The sequence below is a fragment of the Nocardia sp. NPDC049526 genome (assembly GCF_044465765.1).
In the GTDB taxonomy this organism is placed as follows: domain Bacteria; phylum Actinomycetota; class Actinomycetes; order Mycobacteriales; family Mycobacteriaceae; genus Nocardia.
Genome location: NZ_JBITMA010000006.1, coordinates 270,309 through 289,083 on the forward strand (window position 1 = coordinate 270,309; position 18,775 = coordinate 289,083).

Annotated in this window: 19 protein-coding genes and 1 pseudogene; 7 read left to right on the plus strand and 13 right to left on the minus strand. The window is 65.9% G+C overall.

Features of this window, described 5'->3' with window-relative positions:
• Positions 1–63: 63 nt before the first annotated feature.
• Positions 64–1,509 carry an MFS transporter gene (locus ACIBW7_RS20935; RefSeq protein WP_397048633.1) on the minus strand — a complete coding sequence of 482 codons (1,446 nt, stop codon included), beginning with the start codon at positions 1,507–1,509 and terminating at the stop codon, positions 64–66.
• A 117-nt stretch (positions 1,510–1,626) separates the two neighbouring features.
• Between ACIBW7_RS20935 and ACIBW7_RS20940 the strand changes: the two genes are divergently transcribed.
• Complete coding sequence (locus tag ACIBW7_RS20940; protein WP_397048635.1) at positions 1,627–2,154, plus strand: MarR family winged helix-turn-helix transcriptional regulator; 528 nt, start codon at positions 1,627–1,629, stop codon at positions 2,152–2,154.
• A 40-nt stretch (positions 2,155–2,194) separates the two neighbouring features.
• Here ACIBW7_RS20940 and ACIBW7_RS20945 read toward each other — a convergent pair whose 3' ends face one another.
• From ACIBW7_RS20945 to ACIBW7_RS20955, 3 genes are all read right to left on the minus strand, one after another.
• Positions 2,195–3,739, minus strand: a complete 1,545-nt coding sequence (locus ACIBW7_RS20945; RefSeq protein ID WP_397049061.1) for an acyl-CoA synthetase — start codon at positions 3,737–3,739, stop codon at positions 2,195–2,197.
• Between the two features lie 138 nt (positions 3,740–3,877).
• Complete coding sequence (locus tag ACIBW7_RS20950; RefSeq protein WP_357466207.1) at positions 3,878–4,066, minus strand: ferredoxin; 189 nt, start codon at positions 4,064–4,066, stop codon at positions 3,878–3,880.
• Positions 4,063–5,358, minus strand: a complete 1,296-nt coding sequence (locus ACIBW7_RS20955) for a cytochrome P450 (protein ID WP_397048638.1) — start codon at positions 5,356–5,358, stop codon at positions 4,063–4,065. The genes ACIBW7_RS20950 and ACIBW7_RS20955 overlap by 4 nt, the downstream gene beginning before the upstream one ends.
• A 199-nt stretch (positions 5,359–5,557) precedes the next feature.
• Between ACIBW7_RS20955 and ACIBW7_RS20960 the strand changes: the two genes are divergently transcribed.
• From ACIBW7_RS20960 to ACIBW7_RS20970, 3 genes are read left to right on the plus strand one after another with little or no spacing between them, the layout of a single operon-like run.
• Complete coding sequence (locus ACIBW7_RS20960) at positions 5,558–6,688, plus strand: acyl-CoA dehydrogenase family protein (protein ID WP_397048640.1); 1,131 nt, start codon at positions 5,558–5,560, stop codon at positions 6,686–6,688.
• Positions 6,685–7,911 (plus strand): acyl-CoA dehydrogenase family protein, encoded by a 1,227-nt coding sequence (locus tag ACIBW7_RS20965; RefSeq protein ID WP_397048642.1) that lies wholly within the window; start codon positions 6,685–6,687, stop codon positions 7,909–7,911. The genes ACIBW7_RS20960 and ACIBW7_RS20965 overlap by 4 nt, the downstream gene beginning before the upstream one ends.
• Positions 7,912–8,757: an SDR family NAD(P)-dependent oxidoreductase gene (locus ACIBW7_RS20970; RefSeq protein WP_397048644.1), complete on the plus strand. Its 846-nt coding sequence runs from the start codon at positions 7,912–7,914 to the stop codon at positions 8,755–8,757.
• Here the strand turns inward: ACIBW7_RS20970 and ACIBW7_RS20975 are convergent.
• Positions 8,699–9,394: a TetR/AcrR family transcriptional regulator gene (locus ACIBW7_RS20975; protein ID WP_397048646.1), complete on the minus strand. Its 696-nt coding sequence runs from the start codon at positions 9,392–9,394 to the stop codon at positions 8,699–8,701. The genes ACIBW7_RS20970 and ACIBW7_RS20975 overlap by 59 nt on opposite strands.
• A 35-nt stretch (positions 9,395–9,429) precedes the next feature.
• Between ACIBW7_RS20975 and ACIBW7_RS20980 the strand changes: the two genes are divergently transcribed.
• Positions 9,430–10,197, plus strand: a complete 768-nt coding sequence (locus ACIBW7_RS20980; protein WP_397048648.1) for a tyrosine-protein phosphatase — start codon at positions 9,430–9,432, stop codon at positions 10,195–10,197.
• Here ACIBW7_RS20980 and ACIBW7_RS20985 read toward each other — a convergent pair.
• Entirely contained in the window at positions 10,183–11,454 is a 1,272-nt protein-coding gene (locus ACIBW7_RS20985; protein ID WP_357466221.1) for an aromatic ring-hydroxylating dioxygenase subunit alpha, read from the minus strand. The two genes, ACIBW7_RS20980 and ACIBW7_RS20985, sit on opposite strands and share 15 nt — an antisense overlap.
• 188 nt (positions 11,455–11,642) lie before the next feature.
• Between ACIBW7_RS20985 and ACIBW7_RS20990 the strand changes: the two genes are divergently transcribed.
• On the plus strand, positions 11,643–12,230 hold the full coding sequence (locus ACIBW7_RS20990; RefSeq protein WP_397048651.1) for a TetR/AcrR family transcriptional regulator: 588 nt from the start codon (positions 11,643–11,645) through the stop codon (positions 12,228–12,230).
• A gap of 488 nt (positions 12,231–12,718) precedes the next feature.
• Positions 12,719–13,123 carry a spore-associated protein A gene (locus tag ACIBW7_RS20995; RefSeq protein ID WP_397048653.1) on the plus strand — a complete coding sequence of 135 codons (405 nt, stop codon included), beginning with the start codon at positions 12,719–12,721 and terminating at the stop codon, positions 13,121–13,123.
• A 421-nt stretch (positions 13,124–13,544) separates the two neighbouring features.
• On the opposite strand, the gene ACIBW7_RS21000 is transcribed toward ACIBW7_RS20995, so the two are convergent.
• From ACIBW7_RS21000 to ACIBW7_RS21030, 7 genes and pseudogenes are all read right to left on the minus strand, one after another.
• Positions 13,545–13,718: a hypothetical protein gene (locus ACIBW7_RS21000; RefSeq protein WP_397048655.1), complete on the minus strand. Its 174-nt coding sequence runs from the start codon at positions 13,716–13,718 to the stop codon at positions 13,545–13,547.
• On the minus strand, positions 13,718–14,017 hold the full coding sequence (locus ACIBW7_RS21005) for an acetyl-CoA hydrolase/transferase C-terminal domain-containing protein (RefSeq protein ID WP_397049063.1): 300 nt from the start codon (positions 14,015–14,017) through the stop codon (positions 13,718–13,720). The genes ACIBW7_RS21000 and ACIBW7_RS21005 overlap by 1 nt, the downstream gene beginning before the upstream one ends.
• A gap of 38 nt (positions 14,018–14,055) precedes the next feature.
• Positions 14,056–14,694: a Uma2 family endonuclease gene (locus ACIBW7_RS21010; RefSeq protein ID WP_397048657.1), complete on the minus strand. Its 639-nt coding sequence runs from the start codon at positions 14,692–14,694 to the stop codon at positions 14,056–14,058.
• 38 nt (positions 14,695–14,732) lie between these two features.
• Positions 14,733–15,884, minus strand: a pseudogene (locus ACIBW7_RS21015) (aldehyde dehydrogenase family protein); the annotation flags it as partial.
• Positions 15,885–16,847: a carbohydrate kinase gene (locus ACIBW7_RS21020; RefSeq protein WP_397048659.1), complete on the minus strand. Its 963-nt coding sequence runs from the start codon at positions 16,845–16,847 to the stop codon at positions 15,885–15,887.
• Complete coding sequence (locus ACIBW7_RS21025) at positions 16,834–17,628, minus strand: ATP-binding cassette domain-containing protein (protein ID WP_397048661.1); 795 nt, start codon at positions 17,626–17,628, stop codon at positions 16,834–16,836. Before ACIBW7_RS21025 ends, ACIBW7_RS21020 begins: the two co-directional genes overlap by 14 nt.
• A complete protein-coding gene (locus ACIBW7_RS21030) occupies positions 17,625–18,623 on the minus strand; it encodes an ABC transporter permease (RefSeq protein ID WP_397048664.1) in 999 nt (332 codons plus the stop codon). The genes ACIBW7_RS21025 and ACIBW7_RS21030 overlap by 4 nt, the downstream gene beginning before the upstream one ends.
• Positions 18,624–18,775: the final 152 nt, after the last annotated feature.

Consider the following 18,775-nt stretch of genomic DNA (forward strand, 5'->3'; position numbering starts at 1 on the left):
AACCTGCTGCCGGTGCAGGTTCGGGGCGCCGCTCCCACCGCGCCACGCTGCGCGGGTGAGCCATCAGACTCGGGCGGGAACTTCCGCTTCGGTCTGCTCGGCCGGACGGGCGACCATCGCACGACGGACCGGAATGGCCATCGCGACCAATGCCGCCAGGACCGATACGCCACAGCCGATCAAGAACGCGACGCGGAAACCGTCCTCGGTGGGGATGCTGTGACCGCCGACCGTGACGGTCAGCTGTGCCAGCACCGCGCCGACCACGGCCGCGGAGACCGAGGTGCCGATCGAGCGCATCAGGGTGTTGAAGCCATTGGCGGCGGCGGTCTCCGACTGCGGCACCGCACCCATGATCAGGGCGGGCATGGCGCCGTAAGCGAAACCGACACCCGAGCTGCAGATGATGTTCACGATCAGCAGTCCCCAGGTACTGCCCATCAGGACCTGCGCGGAGCCGTAGCCGATGGCCATGACGACCGCACCGACGACAAGGGTGAACTTCGGACCGCGCATCGCCGACAGCTTCGCGCCGACCGGGGAGATGAGCATCATCATGATGCCGGCGGGGGCCATCCACAGACCCATCGCCATCATCGACTGGCCGAGACCGTAGCCGAGTGAACTCGGCAGCTGCATCAACTGCGGGACACTCAACTGCAATGCGTACATACCGACGCCGATGGCGACCGTCGCGAGGTTGGTGACGAGCACCTGCGGCCGAGCGGTCACCCGCAGGTCGACCAGCGGCTCGACGGTTCGCAGCTCCCACCAACCCCACACCAGCAGCACCACTACGGCCGCGACGAACAGGCCGAGAATGCTGCCGCTCGTCCAACCCCACGTCGCGCCCTTGGACACGGCGAGTAGCAGCGACACCAGGCCGGCGCCGAGCAGTACCGCACCGAGTCCGTCGAAACGACCCGACGGTCCTTCGGCAATACCTTCCGGGACGACCAGCGTGATCAGCGCGGTGGCGACCGCGACCAGCGCCGCCGCCGCCCAGAACAGCACCCGCCAGTTGCTGTACTCGGTGACCGCCGCCGCCAACGGCAGACCGAGCGCGCCACCGATCCCGAGCGAAGAGCTGATCAGTGCGATGGCCGAGCCGAGCCGCTCGGGCGGCAGCACATCCCGCAGCAGTGCGACGGCCAGCGGGATGGTGCCGAAGCCGAGGCCCTGCAGGCCGCGGCCGATGATCATCGGCAGCAATGAACCCGCCATGGCACAGACCACCGAGCCGACGATGAGCGGCACGGTCGAGGCGATCACCATCCGGCGCTTGCCGAACATATCGCCGAGGCGTCCAGCGACCGGAGTGGCGACCGCACCCACGAGCAGGGTGACCGTGACGACCCAGGACGTATTGGCCGCCGAGGAATTCAGAATCTGCGGCAACTCGCCGAGCAATGGCACTACCAGCGTCTGCATCAGCGACGCGACGATGCCGGTATAGGCCAGCACCGCCAGGATGGCGCCTGGCCGGACAGCGGAATCAGGCTTGTCCACCTAAATCTCCCTCGGACTCACAACAATCAGCGTGTATCGTACACCACATGTGTATCATGCATTCCACGTGAACAATACACGCACTATGTGTGATGCACATCTCCGAGGAAGGAAGGCATGGACAAGCGCATACAACTGATCGAGTTCGAGACCTTGCTACTCGGCCACTACCGACTGAGCCCGCAGCATCGGCGCACCGATGACCCGCTGGAGCGCAGCTCGTATCTGCTACTGAGCCGGCTGCGGATCCAGGGCCCGATGTCGCTGCGACAGCTCAGCGACGCCCTGGGATTGGATGTGTCGACGCTGCATCGGCAGACCGCCACACTCCTGAGCACCGGACTCGTCGAACGCATCCCCGACCCCGACGGCGGTATCGCGCGCAAGTTCCGCGTCACCGCTGCCGGAGGTCAACGCCTCGATCGGGAGCGTGCTGTCATCATCGAGGTACTGGCAGCGGTGACGCAGGATTGGACCGCCGAGGAGCGCGCCGAATTCGCCCACTATCTGGAGCGTTTCAACAGCGATATCGAACGCCTGTACGGACGAACATGGCCGCGCCCCGACTCGAGCGCCCGGCGATCAAGATCAGGTGGAAACCATGGCGGCATCGGCCGAGTAGCCCCCGCCACCAGCTCCACCTGATCTTGATCGCCGCGCGTCGAGCGGACGCTCGGTAGGTCGCTCAGCTGACCAGCGTGTCGTGGCCTTCCCAATACTGGGCGCGCAGTTGGCGTTTGTAGAGCTTGCCGCTGGGATCACGGGGCAATTCGGTGACGAAGTCGACCGTGCGCGGGCATTTGTAGGAGGCTAGTTCCGCGCAGCAGTAGGCGATCAGCTCGGCCGCGATCTCGGCACCGGCGGCAGCCGGATCGACCAGTTGGACAACGGCTTTCACTGCCTCGCCCATTTCCTCGTCCGGCACGCCGAGCACGGCTGCGTCGGCGACCGCGGGATGTGCGGCGAGGACGTTCTCGGCCTCCTGCGGGTAGATATTGACACCACCGGAAATGATCATGTGGGCCTGCCGATCGGTCAGGTACAGATAGCCGTCGGCATCGAGATAGCCCATATCGCCGAGTGTGCGCCACCCCTTCTCATGAGTCACCGAAGCGGTCTTCGCGGCATCGTGGTGATATTCGAACGGCCGTCCCCCACCGAAATACACCACCCCGACCTGGCCGAGCGGCAACTCCTCGCCATCCGCGCCGACAATGTGACACTCCTGCGCCGGTCTGCCCACCGAGCCCGGATGTGCTAGCCACTCCTCGGCGCTGATGTAGGTGTTCCCGACATCCTCGGTCCCGGAGTAGTACTCGCTGACGATCGGTCCCCACCACTGCAGCATCTGCCGTTTCACCGGTACGGGGCACGGCGCCGCCGAGTGGACCACATTCACCAGACTGGAGATGTCGTAGCGTTCGCGTTCGGCCTTCGGCAACCGCAGCAGGCGCACGAACATCGTCGGCACCAGTTGCGCGTGCGTGACCCGATGACGCTCGATCAGGTCCAGACATTGCCGAGGATCGAAGCGTTCCATCACGATCACGGTCGCGCCGATTCGATGCCACGACATCGAGAACACCAGTGGCGCACCGTGATACAGCGGTGCGGGCGATAGATACACCGCATCCGCACTGGCACCGCTCACCAGCAGACCTCGCGCGATCTGCACCGGCGCCGACGACGGATCGCCGAGCGGAGCGGCAGGCAATGGTTTGCGAACTCCCTTGGGCTGCCCGGTTGTTCCCGAGGAGTACAACATTTCCCGGCCTTCGCATTCGTCGGAGCCGAGCGGATGCGGCGATGTCGCCGTCAGCACATCCTCGTACTGCTCGAAACCGACCAGCTCCCCCACCGCCACAATCCGGACCGGGATAGCGGAGAGGTCGAGCTCGGCCACCACCTCGGCCATGGACTCGCTGGTAATCAGCGCGGTGGCACCGCAGTCGTCCAGGATGTACTGCACCTCACCGGGTTTCAGATGCCGGTTGATCGCGGTGTAGTACAAACCGCAGCGCTGCGCCGCCCACGCGATCTCGAGAAACGGGCGATTGTTCTCCATGAGAATCGCGATGTGGTCACCGACCGCGAGCCCGCGCGAACGCAGGGCCCTGGCGAACCGGATCGACCGCTGCTCCAACTGGGCATAGGTCACCACCTCGCCACTGGATGCCAGCACGATCGCCGGGCGATCCGGCGCCCGATCGGCGTGCCAGCCGGGCGTCATAGGTGCCGCAGTGGTCCGCACAACGTCGTAGCCCGCCACTGGATCACCTTGTTCGGCAATGTGATTCTCGGCCATGGAACAACACTCTTCCTCGAATTGGACACCGGTCAGCTGATACAGGCGGCCGCAGCGAACCGGTCAACTCGCGGTGATGGCATGCTCCGGGCAGGCCGACACGGCCACCAGGACGGCACCGGCGAAGTCGGCCGGAACGTCGGGAGTCTGCACCTCGGCGTAGCCGTCGTCGTTGAGGGTGAACACCTCCGGGCACAACGACAGGCACACACCGTGTCCGCGACAGCGGTCGGAATCGACCGAGACCTTCATCGGGTACCACCTTCGGTGATATCGAATTCCAGATGCAGCGCGGTCAGGCCGCGCAGGACGAAGGTCGGCACATACTCGTACTCGCGTGCGTCGGCGGCGCCGTGCACCGCTTCGTCGATGCGGATATCGGTCGTGCGGTCCAGCAGCCGCTCGATGGCCACGCGGGCCTCGGCCCTGGCCAGCGGCGCACCCGGGCAGGTGTGGATGCCACGGCCGAAGGCGATGTGGGTGCGGGCATTCGAGCGCTCGGGGTCGAAGGTCGACGGATCGTCGAAGCGGCGTGGATCCCGGTTGGCGCCACTGTTCACCACCATCAGGGTGGTACCGGCGGGCAGGTCGACCCCGCCGACACTGACGGGTACCCGCGACAACCGGAAGTCGCCCTTGACCGGGCTCTCCATGCGCAGCGCCTCCTCGATGAAATTCGGTATGCGCGAACGGTCCTCGCGCACCCACCGCTGCAGTTCGGGCTGCTCGGCGAGCAGTTTCAGCGCGGAGCTGAGCAGTCGAACGGTCGTCTCCTGACCGGCCGAGAACAGGTTCGCCGCCACCCGTACGACATCGAGCACCGTGGGTTCGGAGCCGTCCGGGAACACTGTGCTCGCCATGCTGCCGAGCACGTCGCCGCGTGGTTCGCGACGGCGGTCCTCGATGTAGTCGGCGAACTTGCCGTAGAGAAATTCGATCGGGTTGTGGTGCATGGATTCACCCTCGGTGCTGCCGAGGGTGGAGCCCTCCCGGTGCGGGTCGCGTTGCAATGCCTGCAGGAATTCCTCCTGGTCGGCCGCGGGCACACCGAGCAGATCGGCGATGACGTACAGCGTGAAAGGTCCGGCGAAGTCGCGGATGAAGTCGCCGCGACCGGGTGCGAGGTAGCTGTCGAGCATCCGGTCCGCGAGCGTCCACATTGCGTCCTCGTTCTCCTTGAGGCGCTTCGGGGTTATCAGCCGCATCAGCAGGCCGCGATGCTGGGTGTGCACCGGCGGGTCCAGGGTCGGCAACTGGTCGCTGAACGGCAGTTTGTCGCGATGCTCGGCGATCAGCGCATCGATATCGCCCTCCAGCGGGACCGGGAAACCGGGGAAGGGACCGGTCACCGAGGTGCAGGAGGAGAAGTGCTCGGTGTCGTTCAGCACCTCGAGCGCCTCGTCGTAGCCGGTCACCATGTACACGCCGTGGTGGTTCTCGCGCGCCACCGGGCACTGTGCCCGCATGGCGTCGAAGTACGGATACGGATCCGCTATGAGCTCCCGCCCGAGAAAGAAATCCATCTCCTCGAAGTCGTTCACCACTGATGGCTCCCTTCGCCACCGCGCGCTCCACGGACCTACCGACCGGCACGCGAGAATGCTACTCTCGATAACTGTTAAATCCGATTCTCACATCGGTATGGGAGACCGTCAAATAGGAGACGGCGGCGCGCGGTTTCCGACCAGCGCGTCTCAGCCCGGTGAGCAGGTGCTCAGCGGTTGATTCGGAGGACCGAAAGTCATGAGTGTCGAGCCGACCGGCGATCAGCGGTTGTTCCAGACGACGACCCGCGAGTTCCTCGACCGGACCGTCCCGATCGAGACGGTGCGCGAACTCGCCGATGCCGCATCGGGTTTCGATGACCTGTGGTGGCGACGGGGCGCGGAGCTGGGCTGGACGGCGATGCTGGTGCCCGAAAGTCTCGGGGGCGGCTCGATCTCCGGTCAGCCGATGACCGAACTCGCGCTGGTGGCCGAGGAGTTCGGTCGCACCTGCGCGCCCGGCCCGTTGATCCCCACCAGCGCGGTGCTGACCGGACTGGCGGCCGCAGGCGATCGGTTCGCCGATGTCATCGCCGAGATCGTCAGTGGGGACGCGATCGCCGCGTGGGCGCTCTACGAGCCCGGCCACGGTTTGGACCTCACCGCCCCGGACACCAGTGCCGAACCCGACGGTACCGGCTACCGGCTCACCGGACTCAAGGACCGCGTCGAAGCCGGTGACCGCGCCGACCTGTTCCTCGTCACCGCACACGCCCCGGACGGCCCGATCCAGCTCCTGGTGCGCGCCGATACCCCGGGCGTGACGGTCACCCCGACCTGGACGCTCGACCTCGTTCGCCGTACCGCCCGGGTCGAATTCGCGAATGTCTTCCTCGCCGCCGAGGCCGTGGTCCAGCGGGGCGAAACCGCCAGCGCGGCAACCCAATCGCAGCTGCATATCGCAGCGGCGCTCAGCGCCGCGGAATCTGTCGGCGCTGCCCAGCGCGCCTTCGACGCCACCGTGACCTGGATGTTCGACCGCTACACCTTCGGTCGCCCGCTGGCCTCCTATCAGGCCCTCAAACACCGCATGGCCGATAACAAGACCTGGCTGGAGGCCTGCCACGCGACCGCCCGCGCCGCTGCGGCGGTCATCGACGAAAACCCTTCCACAGCAGCCGAATTCGTCAGCGTCGCCAAATCGTATGTCGGCACGAAGGCTCCGGTGACAGTCCAGGACTGCGTCCAGATCCACGGCGGTATCGGCGTCACCTGGGAACACGACCTGCATCTGTTCCTGCGGCGCGTCACCTACGGTCGGGCCCTGTACGGCACCCCGGAGGAACATCACCGCCGCATCACCGACCTACTCGTCCGGAGCGCCGCATGACAACCGATCTCGAACCCGTCGACAGTTTCCGCGACCGCGCCCGGCGCTGGCTGAAGGAAAACCTCCCGCCCACCACGCAGACCTACACCGGCGCGGACCACGACGAAGTGTGGGATCGCGCGCGCGAACTGCAGCGCATCCTCTCCGGCGGCGGCTTCGCCGGTATCTGCTTCCCGAAAGCCTATGGCGGCCAAGGGCTCACGCCCGCTCACCAGCAGGCCTTCACCGAGGAATCGCTCGGTTACGAGATGCCGCTGGTGCTGAATGTGCCGACGCTGGCGATCTGCGCGGCCACCCTGCTCGAGCTGGGCACCGAGCAGCAGAAGCGCACGCATCTGACGGCGGTGCTGCGCGGCGAGGAGATCCTGGCCCAGTTCCTGTCCGAACCGCGCGGCGGCTCGGATCTGGCCGGGCTGACCACCCGCGCCGATCGCGACGGTGCCGAGTGGATCCTCAACGGCTCCAAGATCTGGAGTTCGGGCGCCTATGCCGCCGACTACGGACTGTGCCTGGCACGCACCGACTGGGATGTGCCGAAGCACAACGGCCTCACCCTGTTCCTCGTGCCGGTCGCCGCGCCGGGCGTGACCATTCAGCGGATCAAACAGGTCACCGGATCGACCGAGTTCTGCCAGGAGTTCTTCGACGATGTCCGGCTGCCCGCCGACGCCGTGCTCGGCGAGGTCGGCGGCGGCTGGTCGGCGGCGTCGCGGCTGCTGAATCACGAACGGGCCGCCATGGGCGGCACCTCGCCCTACACCAGCGGCCAACGCCCCCACCTCGGCGCAGAGGCCACCACGTTGGTCGACTTGGCGCGCGCGACCGGGCGCCTCGACGATCCACAGGTGCGTGCGGATATCGGGGCGGCACGGGCCATGATCGTGGTCCGCAACCAGCTTATCGCGCACGTCTCGCACGCCATCGGCACCGGCGCGCTGTCGCCCGCGGCCGGATCCATCGTGCGCCTGTTCAGTGCCGAAAATGCCTTGCTGCAAACCGATTCCGCGGTCACGATCGCGGGCGCGGCGGCGGTGACCGGCGATCCGGACGGTCCGGGCATCGGCCAACTCGGCATCGACTATCTGTTCCGCAACGCGTGGAGCCTCGCCGGCGGCAGCACCGAAATGGCCCGCAACATCATCAGCGAACGCGTACTCTGCATGCCCCGCGAACACGCCGCCGACCGCGACGTGCCGTTCAACAAGGTCGAGCGAGGTCGTTGAGTGGCGGGTTGGTTCGAACAGCGCAGCGGCCTCGACGGCACCGTGGCCGTGATCACCGGCGGCGCAGGCGGTCTCGGGCAGGCGATCGTGCACGATCTGGTCGCCAACGGTGTCCGGCCCGCAGTCCTCGACCTCGATGCCGCAGCAGCCGAGGCCCTGCGGCACATGATGGCCGACCGCGACACCCTGGTGCAGGTCGGCGACGCCCGCGATCCCGATACGCTGACGGCACTGTTCGCCGCCGTCGACGAGCGCTGGGGTCGGCTCGACACACTGGTCAATGTCGTCGGCGGCACCTTCCGTGCGCCGTTCACCGACACCACGCCGAAGGGCTGGGACGCACTGCTGCGCACCAATCTGCTGCACGTATTCCACGCCTGCGCACTGGCGGCGCCGCGGATGCGGGCCGGTGGGCGCGGCGGCAGCATCGTCAATATCACCACCATCGAAGCGCACCGTGCCGCACCGGGTTTCGCCGTCTACGCCGCCGCGAAGGCGGCCGTCGAACAGTTCGGCCGCACCCTCGCCGTCGAACTCGCACCGGACCGGATCCGGGTCAACAATGTGGCCCCGGACTTCGTGCCGACCCCCAACCTCGCCAGGTTCTCGCACGGCGACGGCGCCATGTCGGATCCGGCCGGGGCCCGGGTCGCCATTCCACTGGGCCGCCCCGGTCAGGTCACCGATGTCTCGAACTGCGTGGTCTTCCTCGCCTCGGCCCTTTCGGCCTACCTCACCGGTACCACCCTGCACCCCGACGGTGGCACCTCGGCATCGGCGGGCTGGTTCAACTGGCCGGATACCGGCTGGGCCAATTACGCTCCGCTGCGCTACCTCCAGAGTTGATCGGAGTGATCGCGCGCAGGCAGAACGCGGTCGTGCGGTCGATATCGGCGGCGGTCGGCTCCACCCGGCGCCAGAGGAAATCGGTCAGACTGCCGACGGTCGCGTGCGCGACGAGCGCGGCATCGAATTCCGGGTCCTGGCTGCCCAATTCGGCGAAAGCGCCGTGCAGCAGTGTGGCGAGCCGATCGCTCGGCGTCGGCGATCCGGCATCGATATCCGGGGCGGACCCACCGGCATTCCACAGTACCGCCCTGGTCAATTTCGCCGTGTTCTCGGCTGCTTGGGACAGCACCGCCTCGACCCAGCGGCGTACCTGGTCCTCCGGGGTCTCCGCCGTGCGCATTCGACGGGCGGCGTAACGCACCAGGCGCTCGGCGCCATCCTCGATCAGGGCGGAGATCAGTGCGTCCTTCGACGGAAAGTGCCGGTAGAAGGCGTCATTGGACAGACCGGCGGCCGCGACGATATCGGCGACGCGCGGTCGCGACGCGGTTCCGCTGGCGCGGATGACGGCCAGCGCGGCATCCAGCAGGCGGCGCACCTCGTCGGCGTAGGTCGCCTCCCGTTTAGCGAGAGCGCGCGCGGCGATGCGGCCCACCACATCGACCCCAGGACCCGCAAGACTATTCTCGCTCACAAGAAGAGTATTCTCAGAATTAGGAGTCGGCGCAAATGCCCGAGCGTGTCCTCACCCTGCAGGGTGCGACGAACTTCCGCGACCTCGGTGGCTATCCGACCGTCGACGGCGGATACACCCGCTGGGGCATGGTCTATCGCTCGGACGCTCCGCACCGGCTCAGCATTGACGACCTCGCCATCATCGAACGCTTGGGGCTGCTGGTCGCCTACGACCTGCGCACCGACGAGGAGCGCGACCGGTCCCCCTCGGCCCTACCGGCCACCGTGCGCCGGATACCACTCACCATCGGCGGCACCGCCGCCCACACCAGGGCCAATGCCGAGATGATCCGGACCAGGCCCGCCGACATCCCCGACGACTTCCTCGCCGAAATGTACCGCCGGATGGCCGATTTCGACGCCGGGATATTCGGCCGGATTCTCACCGAGCTAGCCGATGCGGACGGTACGCCGGCGCTGATCCATTGCACCGCGGGCAAGGATCGCACCGGCGTCGCCGCCGCATTGCTGCTGGCGGCACTCGGCGTCGACGAGACAACGATTCTCGACGACTACGAACTCAGCGCCATCCACTTCACCGACCGGCGCCTGCCCCGCCTGCTCGCCCGCCTCCCCGAGGATGTCGACCCCGCACGCTACCGCGCAGTGTTCGGCGCGCCGCGGCTGGCGATGGCCACCCTGCTCACCACGCTTCGGGAACAACACGGGAGTATCGAGGGCTATCTGCGTACCAGGGCCGGGCTATCGGCCTCGACCCTCACCGCGCTGCGCGACCGGCTGGTCCAGTCAGCCGTTTCGTGACTCCGCCCGGTACCCGGCGACGAAGTCAGTGGCCTGTTTGTGCAGATGACGCAACAGGATCTCCTGGTCATTGAGCGGGAACTCGGTGATCGCCCGCGATTCGAGCATGGTCTGGGTGGCCTCGAGGGTGTTGCAGTCCTGCAAGCCGAATTCCTTGAAGGTGAGCGCGGCCAGTTCCTGACGCAACCGGTCGGTGGCGTTGCGCGCCGGGGCGAAATAGCAGGTGCCCTCGAAGATGTGCTTGTTGTAGGCGGTCGGCCAGTAGTGATACGTCAGGTACCAACCCGGCGCCCACACGACGATCATGAAATTCGGGAAGAAGACGTAGGAGTCCAGGCCCCAGGCCCGGTGCCGGGCGGGGTTCAGGCCGGGTGGCAGATTGTCCAGCGCGGGGATGTCCGGGCGATCCCAGGCGCCGAAATTGCCACTGCGCAATACCCTTTCGATCGGCTTGACCATATTCAGGTCTTTCGGCGGCGCCATGCCACCCCAGGAGGACACCATGCCGTGCGGGCCGTCCAGTTCGTAGTGCAGCGCCTCGAAGCCGAAGTTCGACAGCTTCGACGACTCACCGGACACGTACTGCTTCGCGTGCAGGATGGGCGCGTGGTAGAACTCGGCGAAGGCGTCGATGTAGAGCTTCCAATTGCTGCCGACCTCGGCCCGGTACTTGTACACCTCGGTCATCTCCCCGAACGGGTAGCCCGCCAGCCCCTCGGCGAACTTGCCGAGATAGTCGGTCAGCGGCGCGGCATCGTCATCGAGATTGACGAAGACGAAGCCCTCCCACACCTCGCAGCGCACCGGCTTCAGGCCGAACCGGCTCTTGTCGAAGTCGAAGAACTCCTGCTCCTGCTGCACGAAGGTGGCCTCGCCGTCCAGGCTGTAGCGCCAGGCGTGGTACTTACAGGTGAACTGTCGGCAGGTACCGGCAGTCTCCTGGCCCGGATAGTCGTCCCAGACCAGCTTGTTGCCGCGATGGCGGCAGACATTGTGGAAAGCGCGGATTTGCTGGTCGTTGTCCTTGACGATGATCAGCGACGTGTTCACCACCGCAAGCTCTTTGGTGAAGTAGCTGCCCTTGCGTGGAAGTTGTTCCACCCGACCGACATTCAGCCAGGTCCGCGCGAAGATCGCCGCACGTTCGAGCTCGTAGTGCTCCGGCGAGATCGAGTCCTCGAACGACACCAGGCCGGTGCCCAGCTCTGGATAGTGCTCCGTCCACGACCCCTCCGCGGGCTTCGCGAAATGCGGCATCTGCAGCTCCCGTCCTATCTGACGCCGCGACCAACCTGGGTCGCCGACACAGGTCGAATGCTAGCCGATCGTAAAGCAGATCGCTAGTCGATCGTAAAGTGATTTCCTTACCGATCGTAAAGCAATCGCCTTGCTGCTCGTCAAGTACAGTCATATTCACCACGACGGGCTCAACGGGAAGGAAAGGCATGACCACCGCAACCGAGGCAGCCGATGTCGCGCGGGAAATCGACAGTCGGCAACGCCTTCTCGAGGTCGCGGTGGCACTTTTCATCCGGCACAGCTTCGCCGGCACCTCACTGCAGATGATCGCCGACGAACTCGGCTTCACCAAGGCCGCGATCTACTACCACTTCCGCACCCGCGAACAACTACTCCTCGCGGTGCTGCAACCACTGCTGCAAAAACTCCGATCGGTGATCGAGACCGCCGAACAGCAGCGCACCGCGCGCGCTCGCGCCGAGTCGATGCTGAACGGTTACGCCGAACTCGCCGCCGCGAGCCGATCGATCGCCGCCGTCGTGACCACCGACCCCAGCGTCATTCGCGTGGTGCGTCAGCAACCGGACTGGCGCAAGGTGATCGATCGGCCTGTCGCACTACTGGCCGAGCTCACCCCCGGACCGGATGGTGTCATCGCAGCCACCGCGGTGCTGACGGGCCTAGCCGGTGCTGCGTCCGGCGCGCCGAGCGATGTCGATCAGGAGACGCTGAACCGACAGCTGCTCGACATCGGCCGCCGCATACTCGGACTGCGCAGACCACGAAACCCATAACACCGCAATGTATTTCAGAAGGAACGGGTCACGCCGGTCCGCTCGAGTCTCGCCCGCTTCCCGGCCGCCTCGACAAATCCGAGCGCTGGAAAGATCTGAGCTCTGGTACGAGTTGTTCACCGCCGTGCACGCACCACCGGCCGCGGCCTGACGCGTCCACCCCCGAAATCGGGCTCTACCAGGAACGACAGTGGAAAAGCTGGGCAGCAGCTACCGGCTCCCACAACCGGGCGGTCTGCGCGCCGCAGGCGCGCAGACCACTCAGAATCCGCCTCGGTCGATCCGGGCTGAGACTGCCACCTACAGAGGGGGAACGCGGGGAATCTCAAACAGCGTGAACCATCCTGTGGCGCAAAGCGTGACTCTTGGTATGCCCTCGACAGTAGGGATACGGCATAGACGTTGTGTTAATAGCGTCGAGCGTCGTTCGAAGATCTTGCGCTACCCGTGTAGCGCAAGACTGCACGTCAAGAGGAAGAGGTTTCTACGTGATCAACGCCAAGAAGACAGTTGCCGTGTGTGCGAGCGTAATCGGAATCACTGCCGGGATGGCGGTATTCCTCCCCGCAACCGCGTCCGCGGCAACCTATGGCGGGCAATGCGGTAAGGGATATGCCGTGATCGATTCGCGCAGCCTCGGCGGTGGCACCGTCTTCCTCACCTACAACGGTAAGACGAACTGCGTTGTCACCGTCCGGGACCAGCCTGGGAAACCCGTGCGGATGAGCGCTGGGCTGCGGCCGTCACGGGATCAGCGCGACGTGGTCATCGACGATGCCAAATACACCGAGTTCGCGGGTCCGGTGAAGGTCGAGGCAAAGGGCGAATGCATCGACTGGGGCGGCCTCATCGGTGACGACGATGTGGAGGTATTCAAAGTGCACTGCGGCTGAACGGCGTACCACCCGCTGGATCGGGGCCGATCTCGAAGTGGGCAGCTGGTCCCGTTGTTTCGCCAGGCCGTGGCCTGACGCCCACGCCTCGGGAGCGGGTTCCGACACTCACTCATTCAGCGGGGCCGGTTTCAACGACAAGGCCCGAACCGCGGCAGAGTCGGATGAGGTCGCACTCATCGACTTGTCGATTCTGTACGAATGACCCGCCCGGCGACGCGACAACTGTACGATGATTTTCACTCGAAAAATATTGTGTCGCATGGATTTTCCCCTATCTTGCCAACTTCTATATCGCTAACTCCGCTCGGCTGAATCGTGATGGCGTCGGCCTTGTCCAGTTCGGCGTCCGAGTCCGATACCCAGCCGTCCACCACTCGGCCCAGCGAGCCATCTCGCCCTCGTAGATCGGCGCGCCTGGTCACCGGCGCCGGTGAGAATCGCGATGCGCAGGACCGGATCTCGCTCGAACCGGTCCCAGGCCGGCGGCCAGTCCCGCGCGCACGTCGGCCAGGCAGTTGCGGGTCTCCGGTCGGTTCAGCGTGATCACGGCGATGCCGTCGTCGCGCCCGTCGAACAGGACAGCGTCGCTCATCAAAATCCTCTCCGGGCGAGGGTGTGGGCGGCGCGCGCCAGGTCTTCCCGAAAGTCGGGATGAGCGATGGCGATCAGGCGACGAGCGCGCTCGGCCAGGGTCCGGCCGCGCAGTTCGGCCGCGCCGAATTCGGTGACGATCACGTCCACATCGCTGCGCGCGGTGGCGACCAGGCCCGAGAGGCCAACGATGATCCGGCTGGTGGTACCGCCGTGTGGATGGGTGCAAGCGCTCGGCGGCAGAAACGATAGTGGCTCGGCGAGCCGCGTGTTGCCCTCGCCGATCCGCCGAGGCGAAATTCAGGTGTCACTCGCTTCCAGCAAGGACGCCGCCACCATCAGTCGAGACCGAGGTCGAGTTGATTCCAGCTGATGGTCACGTCGAGTGGGTCGGCTACGTCGACTGCTACCGCGTCGCCGCGGGCGCGCAGTGACATGTTCTCCCGGACATAGCTGCCATCGGCCATGAGCCGGAGCATCTCGATCGATGTCACGGGGCCGTCGTCCTGCACCATGCGCACAATCCAGTAGTGTGCGATGCCCAGACGGGCATACTCCGCCCGTTTCTCCACCAGATCAGCCGTCACTGTGTTGGGAGACACGACCTCGACGACCAACAGCGTGTCCGATGCCATCGGCTTGGTCTTCCATCTGCCACGCGGCTCGTCGATACAGCGGTACACGATCGCGTCGGGCCGCTTGTAATGGAAGGGCACCTCGGAAACCAGCATGTCGAGTTCGCCGCTCGCCCGCATACACGGCGCGTCGCTGGAACGCTTGGATACCGCCTCGCGCAATGCCCCCTTGATGTTGTCGCTGATCGCGACGTGGTTCGGCGACGGGGATTCACAGTGCACGATCATGCCGTCACGGATTTCCACCGTCCGCGCTATGTCTTCGGGCATGTCCAGGTACATGGCCATATCGACAACCGGGATCGGTTTACGTAGCCACGACCAGTCGACAGCCTCACTCATGCCGCAAGCCTAGCGCCACCGCTGGTTGCTGCACTCGATCACACCGCGGGGTAGGCGATGGATTTGAGCTCGGTGTACTGGTCGAATCCGGCGATGCCGTTCTGGCGGCCCACACCGCTGGCCTTGTATCCGTCGAAGGGCGTGTCCGCGCCGTAGCCCGCGGTGCCGTTGATGCCGATGAAACCAGCGCGCAACCGCGCGGCTACGGCCAGTGCGTGCTCCACGGATCCCGACATCACGTTGCCCGCGAGGCCGTACGGGCTGTCGTTGGCGATGCGAACCGCATCGTCCTCGTTGTCGTAGGGAATGACGACCAGCACCGGACCGAAGATCTCTTCCTGGGCGATGGTCATCGAGTTGTCCACATCGACGAAAAGCGTTGGCTCGACAAAGAATCCCCTGTCGAGACCTTCCGGTTGCTCGGCACCGCCGACGAGGAGCTTCGCGCCCTCGTCGATCCCGGTCCGGATGTAGCCGCGAATGCGACTTCGTTGCTTGTCGGATATCACCGGACCACACAGCGTGGCGGGATCCTGCGGGTCGCCCGGTGCGATGCCCTCGTACATCGCCTTCAGGATCGCGACCCCCTCGTCGTACTTCGACCGCGGCAACAACAGTCGAGTGGGATTGGCGCAGGCCTGGCCGGCATGCATGCACGGCGCTATTCCCATCATGCAGCCCAAGGCCAGATCGGCATCCTCCAGGACGATGGTCGCCGACTTACCGCCGAGTTCGAGGAACAGGCGCTTCATCGTCGCCGCGCCCTTCGCCATGATCCGTTTACCGACGGCGGTGGAACCGGTGAAGGAGATCATGTCGACCTTCCCGGACAGTGTGAGTTCCTCACCGACCAGATGATCCGATGCGGTGACGACATTCACCACACCCGGTGGGATGTCGGTCTTTTCGGCGATCAACCGGCCGAGCCGGGTGGCATTGAACGGGGTGTCCGGTGCTGGCTTCAGGACGACGGTGTTGCCGGTCGCCAATGCTTGACCGACCTTGTGGATGGTCACCTCGAAGGGAAAGTTCCACGGCACGATTACGCCGACAACGCCAACGGGTTCACGCCAGACCTGCCTGGTCGTGTTCACACCCGTGACCGCCACAAAGGCATCGCCGAGGGAGGTCCGCCACGGATAACTGTCGATCAGCTCGGCGGGGTAGGTGAGCGCATCCGAAGTGTCCGCTCAGGGCAGCTTCCGGCAGACCTCCGACGCCGTGGGCGGGTCGGCCCCGCGGCGTGCGCAGGTCATCGCCGCGACGGTGGTGGCGTGATCGAGGACATCGGTCAGCTCCGATTTCGCGATGTCGCGCAAGGCATTCCGCCGATCAGCACCGAGCAGATCGCGCCGGTACAGGCCGGCCAGCAACCCGGCCGAGAAGGCGTCACCGGCGCCCACGGTGTCGACTACCGGAACTTGTTCGGCCGACCGGTACATCGGCGTCGGGTCCGCGCCGGTCGCGGCGAGGCAGCCGTCGGGGCCAAGGGTCACGACGACCAGGGCGGGTCCGCGCGCGGCCCAGTCCACCAAGATGTCCTCCGGCGCAGTGTGCGGATACAGCCACGCGAGATCCTCGGCGCTGACCTTGATCACGTCGGCGAGCTGCAGCAGCACCTCGATACGCTCGCGGGCGGTCGTGCGAGCCATCAAGCGCGGCCGGAAGTTCGGATCGTAGGAGATCGTCGCCGTCCGCCGGGCCCGTTCCACCAGGCGCAGCAGCGCCGCCGCACCGGGCGGGAGCATCAGTGCCAGCGAACCGGTGTGCAGCGCAACTACCGCATCGTCGACGGCGTGCGCCAATTCGGCGTCGGTCCACTGCCAGTCCGCGGTGGCGTCGATGCGGAAGTCGTAGTGCGCCATACCCATCGCATCCACGTCGACCACTGCCAGGGAGGTCGGTTCGGCCGCGGACACGACATGGTCCAGGCTGATGTCGTTGTTCTGCAGGTGTTTTCGAATCCGCCCCCCGAGCGGATCCGTGCCGAGGCGAGCCAGCATGCGGACCGGCGTGCGCAACCGCGCCAGACCCACCGCGACATTGGCCGGACTGCCGCCCGGCACCGCCTGGAATTGCCCCGGCACCCCCGTCGGCATCAGGTCGACGAGCGCCTCACCGGCGACCGCGACGATCCGCTCAGCTGCGGACACGGTGCGTGTCCACCTCGGTGCCGGCCATCGCCCCGGTCATGATCGCGACCGCGTCGGACATGGAGAATTCGTGTGGCTCGATCACCGCCACCCGGCGGCCGAGTCGCTGAATGTGCACGCGGTCGGCGATCTCGAACACATTGGGCATATTGTGGCTGATCACGATCACGGCCAGGCCGCGGTCTCGGACCTCGTGAATCAGGTCCAGCACCATACCGGTCTCCTTGACCCCCAGCGCCGCGGTCGGCTCGTCCATGATCACGACATGCCGGGCGAACGCCGCACTGCGCGCGACCGCCACACCTTGCCGCTGTCCACCGGACAGCGTTTCCACGGCCTGCTTCATGGACCGGATGCCGATCTTCAGATTCGCCATGTGCTGCTGGGATTCTCGCACCATGCGGTCCTTGTCGATCATCCGAAACACCGATCCGAGAATGCCGCGGCGGCGCACTTCCCGGCCCAGGAACAGATTGTCGGCGATGTCGAGCGCGGGCGCGACCGCCAGATCCTGGTAGACGGTTTCGATGCCGGCACGGCGAGCGTCGACGGGTCGCCGGAAACGCACCCGCTTGCCGTCGAGGTAGATCTCGCCCTCGTCCGGGATCAGCGCACCCGACAGCGCCTTGATCAGCGTGGATTTCCCGGCGCCATTGTCGCCTATCACCGCGAGAATCTCGTTCGGATACAGGTCGAAATCCGCCCCGTCGAGGGCAGTGACGTGGCCATAGCGCTTCACCAATCCCTTCGCATGCAACAGTGGAGCCTGCTGTTCGCTCACTTCTGCCTCCCGCGGTTGAACTGGTCCACGGCCACCGCCGCGATAACCAGGATGCCGGTGATCAGGGTCTGATAGATCGACGGAACTCCCATGAGCTGCAGCCCGTTTCGGATGATGCCGACGATCAGCGCGCCCAGCAGTGTGCCGATGACGCTACCGCGCCCGCCGAACAAGCTGGTGCCGCCCAGCACGACCGCGGTGATCGAGTCGAGGTTGTCGGTCTGCCCCGCATTCGGGTCGCCGACACCGGTGCGCGCCACCAGCAGCAGCGCCGCGAGGCCGTAGATCAGCCCCGCCGCGGTATATACGCCCAGCAGCACTCGCCGCGTGTCGATTCCGCTCAGCCGTGCCGCCTCCGGATTGTTACCGACGGCGTAGACGTGCCGCCCGGCCGCGGTCTGGCGCAACACATACCAGGCGAACGCGAACAGCACCAGCATCGCCACGGAACCGTAGGTGATATCGGTGTCGCCCAGCGGGAACGTCTTGTCGAAGTAGGTGAGCGTCCTGGGCAGACCGGAAATCGTCTGCTCTTCGGAGTAGATGTGGGTGAGGGCGAACGCGATGCCGTAGGTGCCGAGGGTCACGATGAACGGCGGCAGCTTCACCAGACTCACCAAAGAGCCGTTGAGCAAACCGAACCCGGCCGTGAGCGCGAGCCCGAGCACGATCGCCACCAGTGGCGGCAGCCCGGAGTCGACGGCCAATTTGGTGATGGCGATATTGCCCAGCGCCATCACCGCGCCGTTGGACAGGTCGATGCCCGCGGTGAGGATGATCAGCGTCTGGCCGATCGCCAGCGTGCCGACCACCATCACCTGTTGCACGATCAGCGAGAAGTTGCCGCCGGTGAGGAATCGCTCGGACTGGGCGGCGAAGAAGACGACGGCGATGATGATCGCCGCGATCGGTCCGAAGTTGGGGATGGCGAGCAGGCGAGTGAGGGCCGACGGTTTCGGCTGCGGCGGTGCCTGCGAGCTGGTGGCGGTGCTCATGTGAATCCTTGCTGCTCCTTGCGGTTACGACGGCGGACAGGTGCCCCCAGCCGACAGCGTGGCGGGGATGACGGTGCCTCCGCCGTGCCGGGTGATGCCCGCACCTGGGACGTGCTGGGCGTCGGCGTCCCGCCCCTCGTCAAGCCGGGACG

Bases quoted from the DNA above. Each gene is read 5' to 3' on its own strand.
- ACIBW7_RS20940 (WP_397048635.1), top strand. From the start codon at position 1,627: ATGGACAAGCGCATACAACTGATCGAGTTCGAGACCTTGCTACTCGGC.
- ACIBW7_RS20945 (WP_397049061.1), bottom strand. From the start codon at position 3,739: ATGACGCCCGGCTGGCACGCCGATCGGGCGCCGGATCGCCCGGCGATC.
- ACIBW7_RS20950 (WP_357466207.1), bottom strand. From the start codon at position 4,066: ATGAAGGTCTCGGTCGATTCCGACCGCTGTCGCGGACACGGTGTGTGC.
- ACIBW7_RS20960 (WP_397048640.1), top strand. From the start codon at position 5,558: ATGAGTGTCGAGCCGACCGGCGATCAGCGGTTGTTCCAGACGACGACC.
- ACIBW7_RS20965 (WP_397048642.1), top strand. From the start codon at position 6,685: ATGACAACCGATCTCGAACCCGTCGACAGTTTCCGCGACCGCGCCCGG.
- ACIBW7_RS20980 (WP_397048648.1), top strand. From the start codon at position 9,430: ATGCCCGAGCGTGTCCTCACCCTGCAGGGTGCGACGAACTTCCGCGAC.
- ACIBW7_RS20985 (WP_357466221.1), bottom strand. From the start codon at position 11,454: ATGCCGCATTTCGCGAAGCCCGCGGAGGGGTCGTGGACGGAGCACTAT.
- ACIBW7_RS20990 (WP_397048651.1), top strand. From the start codon at position 11,643: ATGACCACCGCAACCGAGGCAGCCGATGTCGCGCGGGAAATCGACAGT.
- ACIBW7_RS21000 (WP_397048655.1), bottom strand. From the start codon at position 13,718: ATGAGCGACGCTGTCCTGTTCGACGGGCGCGACGACGGCATCGCCGTG.
- ACIBW7_RS21010 (WP_397048657.1), bottom strand. From the start codon at position 14,694: ATGAGTGAGGCTGTCGACTGGTCGTGGCTACGTAAACCGATCCCGGTT.
- ACIBW7_RS21030 (WP_397048664.1), bottom strand. From the start codon at position 18,623: ATGAGCACCGCCACCAGCTCGCAGGCACCGCCGCAGCCGAAACCGTCG.